The 18,445-nt window shown below is 56.6% G+C and carries 12 protein-coding genes; 5 read left to right on the forward strand and 7 right to left on the reverse strand.

All coding sequences use genetic code 11. The annotated features are described in order from the left end of the window. Window position 1: 1 nt before the first annotated feature. Both HY298_15465 and HY298_15470 read right to left on the reverse strand, forming a co-directional pair. Window positions 2-475 (reverse strand): PIN domain-containing protein, encoded by a 474-nt coding sequence (locus tag HY298_15465; GenBank protein ID MBI3851655.1) that lies wholly within the window; start codon window positions 473-475, stop codon window positions 2-4. A gap of 15 nt (window positions 476-490) precedes the next feature. Continuing rightward, on the reverse strand, window positions 491-643 hold the full coding sequence (locus HY298_15470) for a hypothetical protein (protein ID MBI3851656.1): 153 nt from the start codon (window positions 641-643) through the stop codon (window positions 491-493). Between the two features lie 181 nt (window positions 644-824). Between HY298_15470 and HY298_15475 the strand changes: the two genes are divergently transcribed. The 4 genes from HY298_15475 to HY298_15490 all read left to right on the forward strand — a co-directional run bounded on the left by HY298_15475 (window position 825) and on the right by HY298_15490 (window position 7,817). Beyond that, the gene (locus tag HY298_15475) at window positions 825-1,949 is read left to right on the forward strand and encodes a glycosyltransferase (protein MBI3851657.1); all 1,125 of its coding nucleotides are present in this window, start codon (window positions 825-827) and stop codon (window positions 1,947-1,949) included. A gap of 28 nt (window positions 1,950-1,977) precedes the next feature. Continuing rightward, on the forward strand, window positions 1,978-3,378 hold the full coding sequence (locus HY298_15480; GenBank protein MBI3851658.1) for a 1-acyl-sn-glycerol-3-phosphate acyltransferase: 1,401 nt from the start codon (window positions 1,978-1,980) through the stop codon (window positions 3,376-3,378). A gap of 201 nt (window positions 3,379-3,579) precedes the next feature. Beyond that, complete coding sequence (locus HY298_15485; GenBank protein MBI3851659.1) at window positions 3,580-6,999, forward strand: PD-(D/E)XK nuclease family protein; 3,420 nt, start codon at window positions 3,580-3,582, stop codon at window positions 6,997-6,999. A 56-nt stretch (window positions 7,000-7,055) separates the two neighbouring features. Beyond that, complete coding sequence (locus HY298_15490) at window positions 7,056-7,817, forward strand: Nif3-like dinuclear metal center hexameric protein (GenBank protein ID MBI3851660.1); 762 nt, start codon at window positions 7,056-7,058, stop codon at window positions 7,815-7,817. A 45-nt stretch (window positions 7,818-7,862) separates the two neighbouring features. Here the strand turns inward: HY298_15490 and HY298_15495 are convergent, their stop codons facing one another. Genes HY298_15495 through HY298_15515 form a run of 5 tightly spaced genes read right to left on the reverse strand, consistent with a single transcriptional unit; the run spans window position 7,863 to window position 14,844 of the window. Beyond that, on the reverse strand, window positions 7,863-9,035 hold the full coding sequence (locus HY298_15495) for a hypothetical protein (GenBank protein MBI3851661.1): 1,173 nt from the start codon (window positions 9,033-9,035) through the stop codon (window positions 7,863-7,865). A 17-nt stretch (window positions 9,036-9,052) separates the two neighbouring features. Further along, complete coding sequence (locus tag HY298_15500; protein ID MBI3851662.1) at window positions 9,053-10,576, reverse strand: radical SAM protein; 1,524 nt, start codon at window positions 10,574-10,576, stop codon at window positions 9,053-9,055. 14 nt (window positions 10,577-10,590) lie between these two features. Further along, window positions 10,591-11,739 carry an aminotransferase class I/II-fold pyridoxal phosphate-dependent enzyme gene (locus HY298_15505; protein MBI3851663.1) on the reverse strand — a complete coding sequence of 383 codons (1,149 nt, stop codon included), beginning with the start codon at window positions 11,737-11,739 and terminating at the stop codon, window positions 10,591-10,593. A 50-nt stretch (window positions 11,740-11,789) separates the two neighbouring features. Further along, on the reverse strand, window positions 11,790-13,835 hold the full coding sequence (locus HY298_15510) for a dehydrogenase (protein MBI3851664.1): 2,046 nt from the start codon (window positions 13,833-13,835) through the stop codon (window positions 11,790-11,792). 4 nt (window positions 13,836-13,839) lie between these two features. Continuing rightward, window positions 13,840-14,844, reverse strand: a complete 1,005-nt coding sequence (locus tag HY298_15515) for a GDP-mannose 4,6-dehydratase (protein ID MBI3851665.1) — start codon at window positions 14,842-14,844, stop codon at window positions 13,840-13,842. A gap of 307 nt (window positions 14,845-15,151) precedes the next feature. Here HY298_15515 and HY298_15520 point away from each other — a divergent pair, with 307 nt between their 5' ends. Next, window positions 15,152-18,208, forward strand: coding sequence for an immunoglobulin domain-containing protein (locus HY298_15520; GenBank protein ID MBI3851666.1), 3,057 nt, complete (start codon window positions 15,152-15,154; stop codon window positions 18,206-18,208). Window positions 18,209-18,445 lie beyond the last annotated feature (237 nt).

Genomic DNA, 18,445 nt, shown 5'->3' on the forward strand with positions numbered 1-18,445 from the left:
CTCAAGATTCCAGCAAATCGAACGGGGTGCAAATCGCGGGACAGGGCCAGCCCGCCCGCGCGCAGATGCGTTCGATCTGCCGGCTGATGACAATGTTATGAATGTGCGTGCAATTCCAAGTCAGCAAAATATCCATCCGATGCACGGCGGCCACCGCGATGTGCGCGGCGTCCACTGCGGCTTTGGCGGGAATCAAGCCCGTGCTGAGAATCTCGGCGGCAAGTTCGCGGACGTCTTCCGTCGCCGCCAGGCGCGGCAAATCCTGAAGCGCCGCAGCGCGGGCCACCGACATTTCCGCATCTCCGCGTCCCGCTTCAATGTCCACAAATTCGGAAACAAAAAGTTCGTAATCGCTCCGCTGCTGTTCCCACCACTTCCGCGTTGCGGCCTGCTGGCCGTGCATGATGGCGTCCCGGTTCTCCCGCGCGACGAGGTAGCTGGGAATGGTGGTTTCGAGATAGAGCCGGGGTTTCATTCGCGAGCCTGACGATTAGATGACGGCCGTGTTGGTGACGAAGTCCGCCATCGGATTGAACGCGCCATCGCTGCCAATGTGGCCGTTGTTGACCTGCGCCCGCGCGTTCGCCGTGTGAAAGAGAATGGCAGTAGCGAAAGTGCAGCCGCATTGAAAAGTATTTCGCATAGGTTTCCTTTCAGATGTGGGGTTCTGATTGATTGCTTTCATACTCCTTTGGCTGATTCCCGCAAGCTGGAAATAGTTGGCGCATGTTCTGAAGTTTTCACGCCAAGAAATCCAAAGAATAAATTTCCTGTTCACGCGCTCGACGCTCGGCTAAACAACTGGCGTTCATATAAATCCAACCATGCGCATCTTGATCGCGACGGTGACAGCGGGCGCCGGGCACTTGCAGGCGGCGGCCGCGTTGGAGGAAGCGTGGCGCGCATTGCGTCCGCACGACACTTTGGAGCGGGTCGATCTGCTCGAATTCGTGTCGCGCCTGCATCGCAAGGTTTATGTGCAGGGCTACGTGAAGTTGGTCGAGCACGCGCCGGAACTTTGGTCGCTGGTTTTCAAAAAGACCGACAACCCGGCGTTGGTCCGCAAGGTTTCTCGCATCCGCCGCACCTTTGCCCGGCACAGCAACAAAAAATTCGTCCGTTACATCCGACACTTTCAACCCGATGTCGTGCTTTGCACTCATTACCTGCCGTTGGAGATTCTGGGCTATTTGCAGACCCGAAAACGCGGTCCTGATCCGTTGACGGTCTCCGTCGTCACCGATTTTGAGGCGCACGCGCTCTGGATGGAACAGGCGGTGGACCTTTATTGCGTGGCGGCGGAAGAAACCAAGGCCCGGCTCGTAGCGCGCGGCGCAAGTCCGGGCAACGTGGTGGTGACGGGCATTCCCATCGCGGCGAAATTTTCAAACCGTCCCAACGCGCGCACCGTCCGAAAAAATCTCGGGCTGCGCGATGACCTTCCCATTCTGCTCGTGCTCGGCGGCGGTTTCGGCATGGGGCCGGTAGCGGAGATTCTTGCCGAGCTTAACAAAGTGGAACGTCCGTTCCAGGTCCTTGTGGTGGCAGGTAAAAACAAGAAATTGCAACACGAGCTGGCTTGTCAGGAACATCGACATCCAACCAAAGTGCTCGGTTTCGTCACGAACATGCATGAGCTTATGGCGGTGGCAGACCTCATCATCACAAAGCCCGGCGGGCTGACGACTTCCGAAGCGTTGGCGCTGGGAAAACCGTTGTTCATTCTGAATCCGATCCCCGGTCAGGAAGCCGCGAACAGCGACTTCCTGCTCGAACGCGGTGCAGCGGCCAAAGTGAACCGGGTGGAGGACCTGCCGTTTCGATTGGAGCAACTGATCGGTTCAAAGAAACTGATGGAGATGGCGCGCGCGGCCAAAGCGCTGGGCCGACCGCACGCCGCCGAAGATGTCTGTCGCGAAGTTGCCCGGCGATTGAAAACGCAGGCGTGATCGGGCACAGTCAGTTCGATGTCTCGCTGTGAATGCGCTCGAAACCAGTCTCACCAAGTTGACCCGCGCGCTGATCCGCGTGGCGCTCGGTTTTTATTTCAGTCGCATCGAGCGTTTTCACGCGGAGCGTGCTCCCGCGATTGGGCCAGTCATGTTCACCGCCAACCATCCGAATTCGTTGACCGACGCCTTTGTGATCGGCACGTCCGTTCCGCGCAAAGTTCATTTCGTCGCCACCGCGCAACTGTTCCGGTTCAAACCGCTGGCGTGGTTTTTGAAACAATGCGGTGTGATTCCGATCAACCGCGTCAAGGACGACCCGCGAGCGATGCGGACGGTTTTCGACACTTTCGAGGCGTGCTTCCGCGTGCTCGAACGCGACGGCGCCATTGTCATTTTTCCCGAAGGCATCACTCACGACGATCCGCAACTCAAGACCGTCAAGAGCGGCGCCGCGCGGATGGTGCTGGAACTGGAGCATCGGCATGGCGGCAGACTGGGTCTGCAAATTGTGCCGGTGGGATTAACGTTTTCCGCCAAGGAGATTTATCGCAGTAAAGTGCTCGTGAATTATGGCGAGCCGATTCGCATCGCGGAATTCGTTGGCGGTTACGAGGAGCGACGGAAGGAATCCATCAATGAACTTACGGCGGAGATCGAACAGCGCATTCAGTCGCTCATGCTCCATTTACCAAAACTGGAGCAGGCCCGCGTCATCGAGGCCGTCAAGCGGCTCTACCTCGACCGGCTTCGGCTGGGAAATCTGATTGTCAAGGAGCCGATTTCGCCGCGCGCCGAGGAGTTGCTGTTGACCCAGGCGATTGCCGATGCGGTTGAATACACTCAGCGCACACAGCCGGAACGTCTGACGGCTTTTATTCAAAAGCTTGATCGCTACGAAGGGTGGCTCAAGCGGTTGAAACTCTCCGATGAAGCGATAGAACTTTTTGCGGATCGGAAGAATTTGATCGGGCATGAATTTGCCTGGGCATTGATGGCGGTGTTGGGAGCACCCGTGGCGCTGTATGGCTGGGCGCATCGGCTGTTGCCGGCGGCGGTGGTGCGCTGGGCCGTGAACCATTTCATCAAACGTGAGCACCGCAAGTCCCCGGCTTCGACAACCGCAATCATCTCAGGCATCGTCAGCTTTGGCGTCATTTACAGTTTTTACGTTTGGCTCATTCACCGCTGGCTTGGCTGGCCGGTGAGTTTGTGGTTCGCGTTATCGCTGCCGGTGACGGGATTGATCGCGCACTATTATTTGCGCGAACTGCGCCGGCTCGCCGCCGGTTTGCGGATCACGATGATTTTTTTCAGACTTCCGATTGTCACGCGACGGCTGTTGGGAATGCGCTCGGCGTTGATTGCGGAGATTGAATCGTTGCGGACTGAGTACCGCCTGACGTTGCAGCCAACGTCAGGCTCGTGAAACGTAATACAAGGGCAAAGATTTGCCGATGCCCCCTCACCCCATCCCTCTCCCCATCGAATGGGGAGAGGGTGGCCTTTAGGCCGGGTGAGGGGAATTCCCTTCCGAGATTCTTTTTGAGGATTGTTGGAATCCAACCGTAGAACCAGCCGGTCGCAAACTCACCTTTGCGTCTGCGCTTTTTTTGTTTATCAATCCTTCGTGCAAACGCGCTTCCTCCTCGGCCCGGCTGGCAGCGGCAAGACGTTCCGTTGTCTTGCTGAGATTCGCGCGGCGTTGCGAGCATCGCAGGAAGGCGACCCGCTGATTTTTCTCGCGCCCAAACAGGCCACGTTTCAATTGGAGCGGCAGTTGTTGGCCGACCCGTCGCTGCCCGGCTACACGCGGCTGAGCATTTTGTCGTTTGAACGACTGGCCGATTTTGTTCTCGAACAACTGCATCGACCCCCGCCCAGCCTTTTGACCGACGAGGGGCGATTGATGGTGCTCCGCGCTCTGTTGTCACAAAAGCGGAGCGAACTGAAACTGTTCCGTGCCTCGGCGCGCTTGCCGGGCTTTGCGCAACAGCTCAATCGACTCCTGCGCGAGTTGCAACGGTATCATCTGACGGCGGATCGTCTGGAGAAACTCGCTCAACAAGTCGGCAGCCACGAATCGCTCCGAGACAAACTGCATGATCTGGCGTTGTTGCTGCGAGCGTATCTCGACTGGCTGAAAGCGCACGGTTTGCAGGATGGCGATTGCTTGCTGGACGTTGCGACCGAGGCGCTGGCGTCCGACAAATCTCCACTCCGCATTCAGAACCTGTGGCTGGATGGATTCGCCGAGATGACCCCGCAGGAACTGGATTTGCTCGCCGGCGTTTTGCCGCGTTGTGAGCGGGCGACGCTGGCTTTCTGTCTGGAAAACGAATCGACTCAGAGCGTCTCGTGGCTTTCGCCTTGGTCGGTCGTAAGCCAGACGTTTAGCAATTGCTTTGCGGAATTGAAGGCCATTCCGAACTGCGACGTGACGGTTGAAGTTCTGGACCGACAACCTGCCCAAAGCCGCTTCGCAGCCAGTCCGGTATTGCAACACTTAGAAAAATGTTGGGCGAAGCCTGAACCCTTTCCAGGAGGAACGACTTCCACGTCGTCCCTGACCGCCTCAGCAGATAAAGAACAAATTGGCGACGCAGTGGAACGCGTCCCTCCCCCACCGGAGGACGCGCTCCGCATGGTCGCGTGCGCGAATCCCGAAGCCGAGGCCACGTTCGCCGCGCGCGAGATTTTGCGGCACGTCCGTGACCGCAACGGGCGATTCCGCGATTGCGCCGTCCTGCTGCGTTCGCTGAAAGGCTACGACGATTTGCTGCGGCGCGTGTTCACCCGCTACGAGATTCCTTTCTTCCTCGACCGACGTGAACCGGTGGCGCATCACCCGCTCGCCGAGCTGACACGCTTTGCGTTGCGCACCGTTGCGTTCGACTGGAAACAGGAGGATTGGTTTGGCGCGTTGAAGACCGGCCTGGTGCATGACGACGAGGAAGCCATCGACCGGCTGGAGAACGAGGCGCTGGCTTATGGCTGGAAGGGCGAGGTCTGGTTGCAACCGTTGGTCGTTCCCAAAGAGTCAAAGCCGGCCGGAGACCGGGAACGATTGAGGGAAAAAATAGTTCCACCGTTGGAACAACTGGCTAAGCGAACCGGCACTCCGTTGGCCGGCGCGGAACTCGCCGTGGTGTTACGTGAGTTTTGGCGGCAGCTTGGAATCGAGCAACGCTTGGAAGCGTGGGCCGCTGCCGCCGATCCGGCCTCCGACCTCCGGCTTCCGACTTCCGTGCATGCGACGGTCTGGGATCAGCTGCAAGCATGGCTGGAAAATCTAGAGCGCGCATTTCCAACCGAGGCGCTGCCGTTGCGCGATTGGCTGCCGATTTTGGAAGCCGGGCTGGCGAATCTCACCGTGGGCATCATTCCACCGTCGCTGGACCAGGTGTTGATCGGCACCGTGGACCGCTCGCGCAATCCCGATTTGCAATTCGTGCTGTTGCTGGGCATGAACGAGTCGGTTTTCCCCGCCGTGCCGGCACCGGACAACCTCCTCACCGACTCCGAACGCGAAATCCTGGCGCAGCATCAGGCGACTCTCGGACTCAGCCAGCGGATGCAACTCGGCCATGAGCGCTATTACGGCTACATCGCCTGCACCCGTGCGCGCCAGCGTCTCCTGCTCACATTTTCCGAGCGCGATGCGAATGACAAACCACTCAACCCGTCGCCGTTCATCGGGCATCTGCAACGGCTCTTCTCAAAACTGGAGATCGAAGCCGATGCTGCGGTTCGAGATTGGACGGCAAGCGAGCATGTCAGTGAATTGATCGCGCCGCTGGTAAGATTTCAAATTTCGAATTCAGAATTTCAAATTGCGGATTCGATTCCGGCGCTCGCTCCTATCGCGGAGCGGTTGCGACATTTACGGGTCGTTGACAAGAGTGAGTCGTTGTCGCCGGAACTTGCGGAGAGGCTTTATGGGCCGGTGTTGCGCACCTCGGTGAGCCGGCTCGAACAGTTCGCCGCCTGCCCGTTCAAGTTTTTTGTCAATTCGGGAATGCGGGCCGAGGAGCGCAAGTTGTTCGAGGTGGACGCGCGCGAACGCGGGAGTTTCCAGCATGAAGTCCTCGCCCGCTTTCATGAGGCGGTGCGCGCTCAGAACAGGGAATGGCGTGACCTCTCGCCACAGGAATCCAGCGATCTAATCGGAAGAATCGCCGAAGAACTTGCCGCCGACTTTCGCGACGGTTTGTTTAAAGTGGATGACAAGAGTCTGTTCACGGCCCAGGCTCTCACCGTTGCGTTGCAAAAGTTCATCAGCACCATCATCGCATGGATGCAGCACTACGAGTTTAATCCGCGCGCGGTGGAACTGGCGTTTGGCGAGAGCGGCGCGCCGTTGCCGGCCTGGGAAATCGATTTGGGCGACGGACATCGCATGGCGTTTCGGGGAAAGATCGATCGCGTGGATTTGGCCGTGAATCGTGAGCGCGACGAAGCGTTGTGCGTGGTGATGGATTACAAATCCGGCGCGAAGAAAATCGATCCGGTGTTGTTGGCAAACGGCATCCAAATCCAATTGCCGGCTTATCTGGCTGCGCTGCGTCAACTGGCTGATCCGCGACCGGTCTTCGGCGTCGCGCGTTTGATTCCGGCGGGCGTGTTCTATGTGAATCTGCGAGGACAGTATGAGCGCGGCCAGTCGCGGCGCGAAGTGTTGGAAGCTGCGGACGCGGCCCGTCAGCGCGCCTACCGACACGCGGGCCGATTCAGTCTGGATGCGCTGCCGCTGCTCGACCGCGGTTACCGCGAGAAACCCAGCGGCCAGTTCAATTTCAAACTGAAGAAGGACAACCAATCGAGCAAACAGATCAAAGATTTGCTCGAAGCTGGCGAATTCTCCGCGTTGCTAGACGGAGTGGAAGAACAACTCCGCGCAATGGGCCAGAAGATTTTCGAGGGCGTCGCCGAAGTGAAACCGTACCGTAAGGGCAGCGAAACCGCGTGCGATCAGTGCGACTATCGCGCCATCTGCCGCATCGATCCGTGGACGGACGAGTTCCGCACGTTGAGGCTGTCGGAAATGTGAGCGCGGCCATTGATTCCCTCCTTGCAAGCGAACCGGGTTTTGATTCCATCACCCGCATGCAGAAAGCTCCACTTCACCAGATCGTGCAATTTTGCGACCGACTGCTTCGCACCGACAAGGTCCACGACTACGAAGGCGCGGTGAACGGGTTGCAGGTGGAGAATCGCGGACGCGTGACGCGGATTGCGGCGACGGTCGATGCCAGTCTGGCGACGATCAAGCTCGCCATCGTCGCGCGAGCGGACTTGTTGATTGTTCATCATGGACTTTTTTGGAGCGTGACGCATCCATGGACGGGCAAGCGTTACGAAATGCTGCGTCTGCTCCTGAAAAATGATCTCGCGGTTTATAGTTCGCATCTTCCCCTCGACATGCATCCCAAGCTCGGCAACAACGCGCAACTGTGCGCCGCACTCGGGTTCAAGAAGCTGCGTCCGTTCTTTTTCTCGAAAGAACAATTCCTGGGATTTCAAACCGAAACCAGGATTTCGCGGGCGAATTTGCAACGACGATTGCGGCGGGCCGTTGGCGGTGAGGTCAAACTGTTGCCGGGCGGGCCGGAAATCTGCCGGTGCATTGGTATCGTGACTGGCGGTGCTGGTGGTGATTTGAAACTGGCTGCCGACGAAGGCGTGGACACGTTCGTCAGCGGCGAAGGGCCGCACTGGACTTATGCCGTGGCGGAGGAGTTGGGAATTAACGTCCTCTACGGTGGCCATTACGCTACGGAGACTTTCGGCGTCAAAGCGCTCGCGGCGCACCTTTCAAAAAAGTTCCGCGTGCCGTGGACGTTCCTCGATCATCCGACGGGTCTTTGATTGGAGCACGGCTGAGTCTTCGGGTTCAGCCACGCTCCGCGAGAGTTATTTTCCCTTCTTGCCTTTCTGCGTCAATCCAACCAGCAGACGCTTGCCGTCGTTGGCAACCATGCCGAGGAACCGGAAGAAGCGTCGGCTATTGTTCATTTCCGGCCACGTGGTGAGACATTCATTTCCAATCCGCTCGGCCTCGGCTGTCCGACCGAGCGCGCGCAGGCACTCGGCTTTCAAAGCGTGCGCTTGTCGTACGCGAAGGTCGGAGAGTTGTGTGGCGTCGAGAAAGACCATCGCTTCGGCGTATTGCTTTTTAGCGATAAGTTCACCGGCGTGAGAAATCAATCGTCCGACGGCCAACGCCTCCTGTTTGAAATACTTCGCATCAAAATGTTTTCGTTCTTCGGGGGTCATCTCGGTGTGGCGTTCCTCCTGGAAGACGCAGTAGATGTCGGAGAATGTGTCCAGTTCCTTCGCCAGTTTGGCGGCCACCTTTTCCAAGGCCGCCTCGGCGGCGACCGGATCGGTCTGGCTGGCGGCGAGCAACGCGCGCGCGGATTCTTTTCGTTCGTCGAGGGTGAGTTGGAAGAAGCGGGTCCAGAAGGGGAGGTTTCGCATACGTTTGGTGCGGCCCTTGCCGCGGATAGGGTAGAGGAGGATGGGAAGTTTGACGCATCGCCCAGCGAGCGCGCCGACCTGGTTGACCCAGCGGTCGTCGAACCAATACGGAAAATGGCCGGGGAAGATTTGTTGGAGCGTTTCGAGCCAGCCCCAGCCGAAAATCGGATACGTGGCGGTGTCGGCGGTCATTGGATCGTGCGGGAAGGCAAGCAACACCCCGTCGGAATATTCGGAAAACTTTTGCCGCGTGATTTCATCCCAACCCGGCGTGTCGAACCTTGCGTCATCGACGGAAACCATGAAAATCTCAGCGGTGCGACCGGACTTTCGCCAGAGAACTTCGTGCATGCCGCCAATATCGCCGGTCTGCTGGCCGTAGTGCCAGTGAACAGCGAAGCCGGGGTCGGGAAATTGCCCGGCCTCGATGACCTGACGGGTTACGGTGTCATCTTCGTCAACGTAAAGCCAGAAGGAAACTTTATCTTTGCGCGCGGTGTTTTTTTGGAGCGATTGAAACACTTCGACGAGATATTGGGGCCGCGCCCGCGTGCCGATGAGCAGGGCGATTTCGCCACGGTTGATTTGGGGCGGGACGGGGTTCATGCGGCGGAGGCAACGCCTTAATCACCGAGCAGTTTGCGTTTGAGGCGGATGCTGGCCATGTCCTGGACGTTCTTGCGTTGCTGGATGCCGAAGGTGCGCTCGACCAATTGGAGGTAGCGCGGGTTGTTGAAGTAAGTCTGCCAGGCGTAGTCGCGGAACTGAACGACTTGGGCGGACGTAAGGTTCTTGGTTGGCAAGGGTTCACTGTCGTAAGAGAGAAACGCATAACCGCTGTAAGAGGAGGGGAGCTTCCAACCATTGGCCTTGGCAGTGTAGTAGAGCGGGCTGCCGGGCAATGCCTGACACGGATACATGTTTGCCATCTCGGTGTTCAGTTCGAGCGAGAGGTTGAGCGTTTCCTGCATAGTGTCGAGCGTGTCCTCGGGCAGGCCGAAGATGTAGTTGGAGATGACGTAAATGCCGGAATTGCGCACGGTCTTGATGACTTCGCGGATGTCCACGTCCTCGAAACTACCTTTGGAAACTTCGCGGCGGATGGTCCGGTTGGCGGCTTCGACGCCGAGCGCGAGCCACTTGATGCCAGCCTTGTGAAATTGTTCCAGATACTGCGGGCGCACGGTATCCACGCGCGAATAAGTCCACAACCTAAAACCATAGTCGCGTTCGGCCAGACCGTTCACGAGTGGCTCGAAATAGTTTTTGTTCAAAAAGAACATTTCGTCCGAGACGCGGATGGTTTGCACACCCATACCCGCAAGGTTCTCAAACTCCTTTAACATGAACGTCGGCGACCAGAAGCGCATATTGGGCGAATTGGCCGACGCGATCCCGTCCGAGTTGTTCACGCGGTTGACGATGTTGATCATGCAGAAGTCGCACTTGAACTTGCAGCCCAGCGACGTGTAGATGGCGGCAAACGGCGTGCGCAGGTCGTGATTGAATTCCGCGTGCCAGAAGTGGGCGCGGTAAAGGTCGAGCGCGGTTTTTTTGCGGGGCAGCAAATCCCACGCGTAGCCGGGCAGGTCCGCGTCCATGCGGTCGTTGGGCACGACGCGCTCGGGCGGGTTCAACACCGGCACGCCATTTTGCTTGTGCCCGATGCCCTTGACCTGATCGAGCTTGGACTGCAAATCCGTCCGCAACAAATTCTGCAGGGCGTACACTCCCTCGTTGAGCAAAACAAAATCCACTTCGGGCAACGACAGGACTTCCAGGGGCAGTGCGCTGGTGTGCGAGCCGACGAAACAAGTGCGGGTTTCGGGATACGCCGCCTTGAGTTGCTGCGCCAGCGAGGATGTGCCAATCATGCTCGTCGTGCCGGAATTGGGATTCTGCCCATACATCACGAAACACACGAGGCGGGCCCGGGCTTCGCCGATGCGAGTCACGGCTTGAGCTTCGGGAAGCCGTTCCGCACCGCAATCGAGGATATCCACACCGAAACCGTTGGTGCGGCAGGCTTGTGCCAGCAGCAGCGCCCACGTCGGCGGCTCGATGGCCGAGAAGTCCTTGCTTAGTTCCTGGTAGGCTTGTGCGGCGGAGTCGGGGCTGACGAAGAGGACATCAAGTTGGCGGTTCATAACGAGAGGACGGGTTAGAGGCCGTTGAGCAAATGACACAGTGCTTGGATGCGATCCGTTTCCAGTTCGGGATAGTTGCCGATATATGCGCCGAAGAAATGGACATGGTCCACCTGCGGATAGTTTTTGTATTCGTCGCGCATGAGCCGTCGCAGGAACGGTTGACGAAGCTGGTTGCCGCCGCCGGACGTACCGCGTCGGAATTCGATCTTATGTTCGCGCAAAGTCTTTTCAATGCGCTGCCATAGTGCCTGATCTGGCTCGCACAGAACGAGCGTGAAGGCATAATTGCAACTCCCTTCGCGGTCGAAGTCGGTGAAGTAACGCTGTGGATCGAGGTGGTCGAGGAAGCAATTCAGGTTGCGGGTGCGTAGAATGTTGCGGGCGTCGAGGCGTTTCAGTTGAGAGCGGCCGAGGACGGCGTTGATCTCCGTGCTGCGGACGTTGTAGGCGGGGAAGGCGAAGATGAAATCGGGATTCAAGTCCGAATGCTTTTCCCGGTAGCTTTGCTTGAGACGCTCCGAGGTCGATTCGCGGACCATCCCGTGGGAGCGTAGCATGCGCAGAGTTTCGTAAAGCTTCGGATCGTTGGTCGAAATCATCCCGCCCTCGATGGTGCTCATGTGGTGCGCGTAGTAAAAGGAAAAATCAGACATCAATCCGAACGTGCCCAACTTGCGGCCGCCGAATGTAGCGCCATGCGATTCGCACACGTCCTCGATGAGCGGAATGTTCCGCGCCTTCAATTCGTCCATGAGCCGCTGGGTCAGCGCATTGTAACCGAGCACATGCGTGATGAACACGGCGCGCGTCTGCGGCGTGAGTTTGGCCAGCACCGCGTCGTTGTCCATGCCCAGGGTGCGGGGATTGATGTCAACGAAGACGGGTTTGAAGCCGCATTGAATAACCGAAGCGATGTCTGATACCCAGGTTAGCGTCGGCACAATCACTTCACCCGTGCCAAAAGTTTCGCGCAGAGCGGCCATCGTCAGCAGGTTGGCTGAAGAACCGGAGTTGACGAATACGCTGTAATTGACGCCAAGCCAATCAGACCATTCCTGTTCAAACACCGCCACGTTTTGCGACTGCGTGAGGATGGAGTCATCCTGTTCTAGAAAGTCAATCACCGCGTCGAGGTCTTCACGCGCGAAATTATTTTTCATCAACGGCCAGTTGCATGGAGCAGTGGGCGTCGTGGTCTTCGGGGTCATGATCAAAATGGTCCTTTAAACTCAATTGCCTGAAGTTCCGGGCGTTCTTCCGGCAACCAGTCCGTCTGGTTGCCACGCACCAGATTGTAAGCGACGGAGGCGATATTCCGTGGGTTAGGATAGAAGTGCGCTTCCAGCGTGGGTGTGGTCGGGCAGGTCACTGGCGCGAAACCAAGCCGACGGATGCGAATGTCCAGATCGCCTTCAAAGTGCTGCGCCACCCGCGCGGCGATTTCCGCGCTCGCGCCGCAGGTTGTCCAGCCGTTGTCCACGATCACCAATCGCTTGGTTTTGCGTACTGATTCAAAAACTGTTTCCGTGTCCAGCGGGCTGAGCCAGATCGGGTCAATGACTTCGGCGTGGATGCCGACGGTTTCCAGATACCGCTGAGCGCGCAGACATTCGATCTGCATGTAGGAAATTCCCACGAGCGTCACGTCGTCGCCCGCCGCGGTGATGCGTGCCTTGCCGGGAAGCACTTCGTAAACTGACTCAGGCACCGGTCCTCGTTGGTGATGGACGAGCCGGTGTTCGACGTAAATAACTGGATTTTCATCGCGGATGGCAGCAACCAGACATCCTTTCGCATCGTAAGGTGTCGAAGGCGCGACGACTTTCAATCCCGGCACGTGCATGAAGAAGGAGTGAAATGCTTGCGAATGTTGTGCGCCTTGCCCCCAACTGCGACCGATGATCGCGCGCACCACCAGCGGCACAGAAACTTGTCCACCAAACATGTAAGAACTCTTCGCAGCGATATTGACCAACTGGTTCATGGCCAGCATCAAAAAATCCATGCGAATGTGAACATGCACCGGACGCAAACCAGCGAGCGCCATGCCGATGGCGGCGCCGGTCAGAGCGTCTTCGGCGAGCGGCGTGCCGAAAACCCGTTCCGCCCCATACTTTTGCAGCAGCCCGCGCGTCGTGCCCAAAATCGCCTTTGGATCATCCACGTCCAAACCAAACACAGTCACGGAAGGATCGCGACCCATTTCCTGATCCAACGCTTCACGCACGGCGTCCACAAAACCAATCTCCCGCTCTGTCGGCGGCGGTGCGCCGACGGGGTGCTTTGGCTTAGATGACGAAACAACGGCTGGCCCAGATTCCTTGAACACACTCGTATAAAGCTCCTCGGCATCAGGGAATGGGCTCGTTTCGGCGAATTGAATTGCTTCCTGAAGTTCCTTCTCAACCTCAGCTTCGATCTGCAACCGGCGGCTCGCGGGCACTTTCTCGCCAACGGTTTTGAGCGCGTCGTTGTCTTTCCAAACTTGGGCTTCCTTCGCGGTGCGATAGCCGAGATCAAAATCGTCGTTCGGGCCGACGTGTTCTTTCCAGCGATACGTCATGCACTCGAAGAAGACTGGTCCACTGTGGCCGCTACGCATGGAGGTGGCCACGGCGTTCGTCCGCTCAAAAATTTGGGCGGTATCGTTGCCTTCGATCCGCTCCGCCGGAACGCCGTGACCACGCACCATGTTGCCAATCTCCGCCCAATGTTGGCGCTGCCTTTGGTGCGAGTGAATGGCGTACAAATTATTTTCGCAAACAAAAATAAGCGGCAACTTCTTGAGGGCCGCAAAGTTCAGACTCTCGTGAAACGCACCTTCCTCCGTCGCGCCATCGCCCATGAAGCTCACCGCGATGGTCTTTTCGCCGCGTTGCTTTATGGCATAAGCGTAGCCGACGGCTTGCGAAATGGTTGTGGCGACGACAGCGGATGTGCCCATCATGCCTTGCGCGACGTTCGCTAGGTGCATCGAGCCACCCTTGCCTTTGGCGCAGCCCGTGGCCTTGCCGTAAAGCTCGGCGAAAAATCCCTTTAGGTCACTTGTCTTGGCGAGGTAAAGCGCGTGGCTCCGGTATGTGCCGAAAACCACGTCGCCCTTCTGTAACGCCTCGCAAACGCCGACGGAGACCGCTTCCTGCCCGATGGATAGATGCACCGGACTTTTTATTTTATCCGTGGGATAGATGCGGACAACTTCCTCTTCCGCACGACGGACAAGATAAAGCGAGCGATAAATGTTTTCTGAGTTCATGGCATCAAGCTGTGGCGCCGGCTTCCTTGGCGACTTCGCGCCGCCAATGGTCGAGTAGGAAGCTGACGCTTTCCTTGAATGAATATTTGGGTTTCCAGCCAGTGATCGTTTCAAATTTTTCAGTGGAAGGGATTTGCAAAGTCACGTCAGCGGGTCGGAGTAACGCAGGGTCAACGCGGGACGGAATGGGCGTTTTGGCAAGCGACTTAAGTAGGTCGAGAAAGCTGCCTACAGTAATTGTCGTCTTGCCGCCGATGTTGTAAGCCTCGCCCGGTGTGCAATGCAAAGCTGCCTCCCAATACGCCCTCATCGCATCTCGCACGTCAATAATCGTGCGGACGGAATCAAGATTGCCATGCACGAGTTCCTGCTGCAAACCGCGTTCAATGCGCGCCACCTGCCGTGCGAAAGACGTGGCGAACAAGTCCGTACGGCGCGGGTTCAAGTAAGCAAACATCCGGGTGCGGATGATGGCCATCTGGTAGGCGACGAAATATGTGTAGCCCAGCAAATCTTGCGTGACCTTGGAAACGGCGTAGGGGCTGGCAGGTCGGATGGGCGCATCTTCGCGAATTGGCACGTCCTTGGGGTCAACCTGGCCATAGACCTCCGAGGTGCTGCAAATCTGTATGATAGGATTTACTTTGGCCGCGCGAATGGCTTCCAACAAATTTGCGGTTCCTTGAATGTTGTTGTTCAACACCGCGAGCGGCGTCTGAAAAGAGGCGCGGACGTTGGCGTGAGAAGCCAGATGAAACACGGCATCCGGTCGGCTTTTCTCCAAGGCCGCCAGCACTGAACTGAAATCCATCAGGTCGCATTCGTGGACGATGACCTGGTTGCGGATGGAATCCAGATTGTCCCTGACGGTGGTGCTGTGCCAGCGGCTTAACCCGTGAATTTCGACCCCGGGATGATTTTGGGCGATGTGTTCTGCTAGGTAACTGCCGCCAGAGCCGGTGATGCCGGTAATCAAGGCCCGTTTGATCGCCACGCCTTGCTTACTCATAACGCTTGGTTAGCGGGCCTGAGCCACGCCCAATCGTTGCTCGATGTGTGACTATCCCCAGGCCGTGCATAAAATATATCGTGCAACCAATGCGCATAACTGATCGTCAAAATCTGTCACTATTTTGTTTGGAGTCGCCAGCCGTCTCCAGAACGACGAAAATGAGTTTATAGCTGCGCACCAAATCAAGTTCAAGCTCCAATCGTACGCGTGTTGAGAAAGAACACGGAGACGGCGCCTCAGTTTCCTGCGAACAATCGCATTGACAATCATCTGAGTTTAGTGGCAAGTTAGCCCTGACAAGCCCGTGGGGGTCATTCATGCGTCTGACCAAACACATTTACTTCCAGTAATTATGAATCTTAAGACCAGTTGCTTCGTTCTTATGACGTTTTTGTTATTGGCGTTTTGGGCACAAGGTCAACCCTGTGTTCCCGGACCTTCGGGGATGGTAAGTTGGTGGCGGGCCGAAGGTGATGCTACGGATTATGTCGGCACGAATCACGGAACGTTAGCGGGCGATACTACTTTCGACTTGGGAGTCGCGGGGCAGGGATTTGTATATGATGGTAATGGTGACGCGGTTCAGTTGGGCGACGCGGGGAGCTTGCAACTGCAAAACTTCACAATAGAAACCTGGATCAAACGTTCAAGCGACTCAATGGCCACTCTTGACGGGTCGGGTGCTGGCATGCTGTTTTCCTACGGCTTCGGCGGTTACGGTTTGGGGGTAGATAATGGAGGTAGTCTATTATTGGCGAATGTAAATATTGTTAACTCATACTCGATCGCTTCTATCACTAATACTGACTGGCACCATGTAGCGGTGACCAAATCTGGATCGACGGTGGTGTTTTATGTCGATGGAGTAGCCTACGCCCACCCCTCTTTTGGCTCCTCCTTCACGTTTTCGACACAGGCGGCGATTGGGGCACGAGGGGATAACCTGGCCGCCAGTTTTTTTGGCTCAATAGATGAGTTGGCAATATACAACCACGCGCTTTCGGCGATTGAACTCCAAGCTATTTACAACGCCGGTAGCGCGGGCAAGTGCGTATCCCCTGGGCCACCTTTCATTTTCGTGCATCCGACCAGTCAAACAGTTATTGTCGGCGAATCGGCGATCTTTTCCGTGGTGGCTGATGGCCCTCAACCGTTAAGCTATCAGTGGCTTTTCAATACAACCAACACAATCGGCGGTGCCACCAATGCCTCGTTGACACTCACCAACGTCCAACTGACGCAAGGCGGCATTTACGCGGTCCAAGTGAGCAATACAAATGGCCCGGTTGTCAGTTCCAACGCGGTTCTGACGGTTAATCCACCACCTCCTTGCGTGATTGCGCCTTCGAATTTGGTGAGTTGGTGGCAGGGCGAAGGAAATGCATCGGACAGTGTCAACGGCAATAACGGCACCTTGGCGGGTAACACGGCTTTCGGAGCGGCTCGAGTCGGGCAGGGATTTATATTTGATGGCAACGGCGACGCAGTTCAGTTGGGCAATCCTGGGAGCTTGCAGTTGCAGGATTTCACGGTCGAAACGTGGCTGACGCGTTCTAGTGCTTCGTTAGCGACTCTTGGTGGAGCGGGCGCTGGCATGCTCTTTTCATATGGCTCCGGCGGTTATGGCTTTGGAATGAATAACAGCGGTTTCTTATTTCTGGCGAAAGTAAATGTTATTAACTCAGGTTCGGGCGCGCGTGTCGCTGATACTAACTGGCACCATGTGGCGGTTACCAAATCCGGAACGAATGTGTTCTTCTATATCGATGGTGTTGGTTACTCCCTTCCGTCTTTTAGCTCCACCTTTACGTTTTCTACATCGGCGGCGATTGGAGCGCGCGGTGATAATCTAACGGCCAGTTTTTTTGGTTCAATCGACGAATTGGCGGTGTATAATCGCGCTCTTTCGACGAATGAAATCCAAGCCATCTACCTTGCTGGAGGCACTGGTAAGTGCGGGCTGCCACCCGCGATCCTGACCCAACCGCAAAGCCGCACGGTTCGCGTAGGCACCAATGTCACACTCAACGTGGTGGCGGCAGGGACGTCGCCGTTGGGTTACCAATGGTGGTTTAACGCCACGAATCTCCTTATTGGAGCGACCAATTCATCGCTGATTCTATCCAACGTTCAACCCGCCACGAATGGGAATTACAGCGTGGTAGTCAGCAACAGCATCAACTCCGTCACCAGTGCGCCGGCGAACTTAAGCGTGCGCTATGTTTTTGTCTTCGGAAACGGTCAACTCCTCACCAACGCTGAACACTCGTTTATCAATTCGGCGACCATCCAACTCCAAACCTTTTTCACCAACGGAACCATTTTTTACACCTTGGACGGCTCCCAGCCGAGTTTTGATTCGACTCAATACGCCGGGTCATTCATTGTAACAAATTCCTCTCTTCTTCGGGTCATCACGTACAGTGCGGACTTTTTCCAGTCTTGGGAAGCTGGTCCGATCACATTGACCATCATTCCGACCTATTCGCTCACGGCGACAACGGCGGGTGGAGGAACGGTTTCGGTTAATCCAACCAACGGCCCCTACGCGAGCAATAGCGTGGTCAATGTCACCGCCACGCCGACCAACGGGTGGACGTTCCTCGGCTGGACGGGCGACGCCAGCGGCACCAACACGACGATCGGTGTGACGATGAACCGAAATGAATTTGTGCAGGCGCTATTTGGCACGGGGTTGGGCACGTCGGTGGCTGGTAACGGCACCGTTACTTTCATTCCATCCATATTCCCTCCGGGTTCACTATATCCCTTTGGCACAGTGGTGCAGGTCGTTGCAGTTCCGCAATCCGGAAACTACTTTGCTTTATGGGGAAACGCCGCCAGTGGCACCACCAATCCCTTGAACTTTGCGATGACCAAGGCCAGCCCGACCATTTCTGCGCTATTCGCTTCACTAAATGCCGTCGAATTCGCGCTAACGGTCATCCCCAATGGTTTTGGTCAGGTGACAGTCAGTCCGCGCGCCAACCGATACACCAACGGGCAGAACGTCACTTTGATAACCGTGCCGGATACCGGACGGCAGTTTATTGATTGGAGCGGAGATGCCACGGGCACGAACAGTCCATTGAACGTTCTGATGAACCAGAGCAAAACGATTCTGGCGAATTTCAGCGGGCCGCCCAGCTTAACTGTCGACCCTGAAGGGTTGGACGAACAAGGCTTACACCTGACACTGACAGGTGATTCCGGAGGCCATTACCGAATCGACACCTCCACGAATTTGGTGGTGTGGACGGCACTGCTGACGTTAACGAATGCCTCTGGCACTGTGCAATTCACTGACATTTCAGCCACGAATTCAACTCTGCGATTTTACAGAGCGGTGGGAGTCCGCTAGCATGTTATCTTGGCCACACTCATGGTTTCCCAATTGGCAGTGTCCTTGTGCAAGCGCAAGCATATAACCGCAATTCAAGTAAACCCAAGTTGCGCTTAATTCTCTCTGAAAACGAGAAATTTCCAAAAGTTGTGGATGGCGGGGGGTGGAGGGCATCCCAAGGGTAAATGTGTTTACGCTGCTATTGCCTTGGGGTTGAGTTCGACACCATCGACGAACTTCACTCCCGCGATCACG

The sequence above is a fragment of the Verrucomicrobiota bacterium genome, from assembly GCA_016200005.1.
Lineage (GTDB): Bacteria > Verrucomicrobiota > Verrucomicrobiia > Limisphaerales > PALSA-1396 > PALSA-1396.

Coding starts and splice junctions, on each gene's coding strand:
- HY298_15510 (MBI3851664.1), bottom strand. CDS start 13,835: ATGAACTCAGAAAACATTTATCGCTCGCTTTATCTTGTCCGTCGTGCG.
- HY298_15500 (MBI3851662.1), bottom strand. CDS start 10,576: ATGAACCGCCAACTTGATGTCCTCTTCGTCAGCCCCGACTCCGCCGCA.
- HY298_15515 (MBI3851665.1), bottom strand. CDS start 14,844: ATGAGTAAGCAAGGCGTGGCGATCAAACGGGCCTTGATTACCGGCATC.
- HY298_15495 (MBI3851661.1), bottom strand. CDS start 9,035: ATGAACCCCGTCCCGCCCCAAATCAACCGTGGCGAAATCGCCCTGCTC.
- HY298_15490 (MBI3851660.1), top strand. CDS start 7,056: ATGCAGAAAGCTCCACTTCACCAGATCGTGCAATTTTGCGACCGACTG.
- HY298_15465 (MBI3851655.1), bottom strand. CDS start 475: ATGAAACCCCGGCTCTATCTCGAAACCACCATTCCCAGCTACCTCGTC.
- HY298_15475 (MBI3851657.1), top strand. CDS start 825: ATGCGCATCTTGATCGCGACGGTGACAGCGGGCGCCGGGCACTTGCAG.
- HY298_15470 (MBI3851656.1), bottom strand. CDS start 643: ATGCGAAATACTTTTCAATGCGGCTGCACTTTCGCTACTGCCATTCTC.
- HY298_15505 (MBI3851663.1), bottom strand. CDS start 11,739: ATGAAAAATAATTTCGCGCGTGAAGACCTCGACGCGGTGATTGACTTT.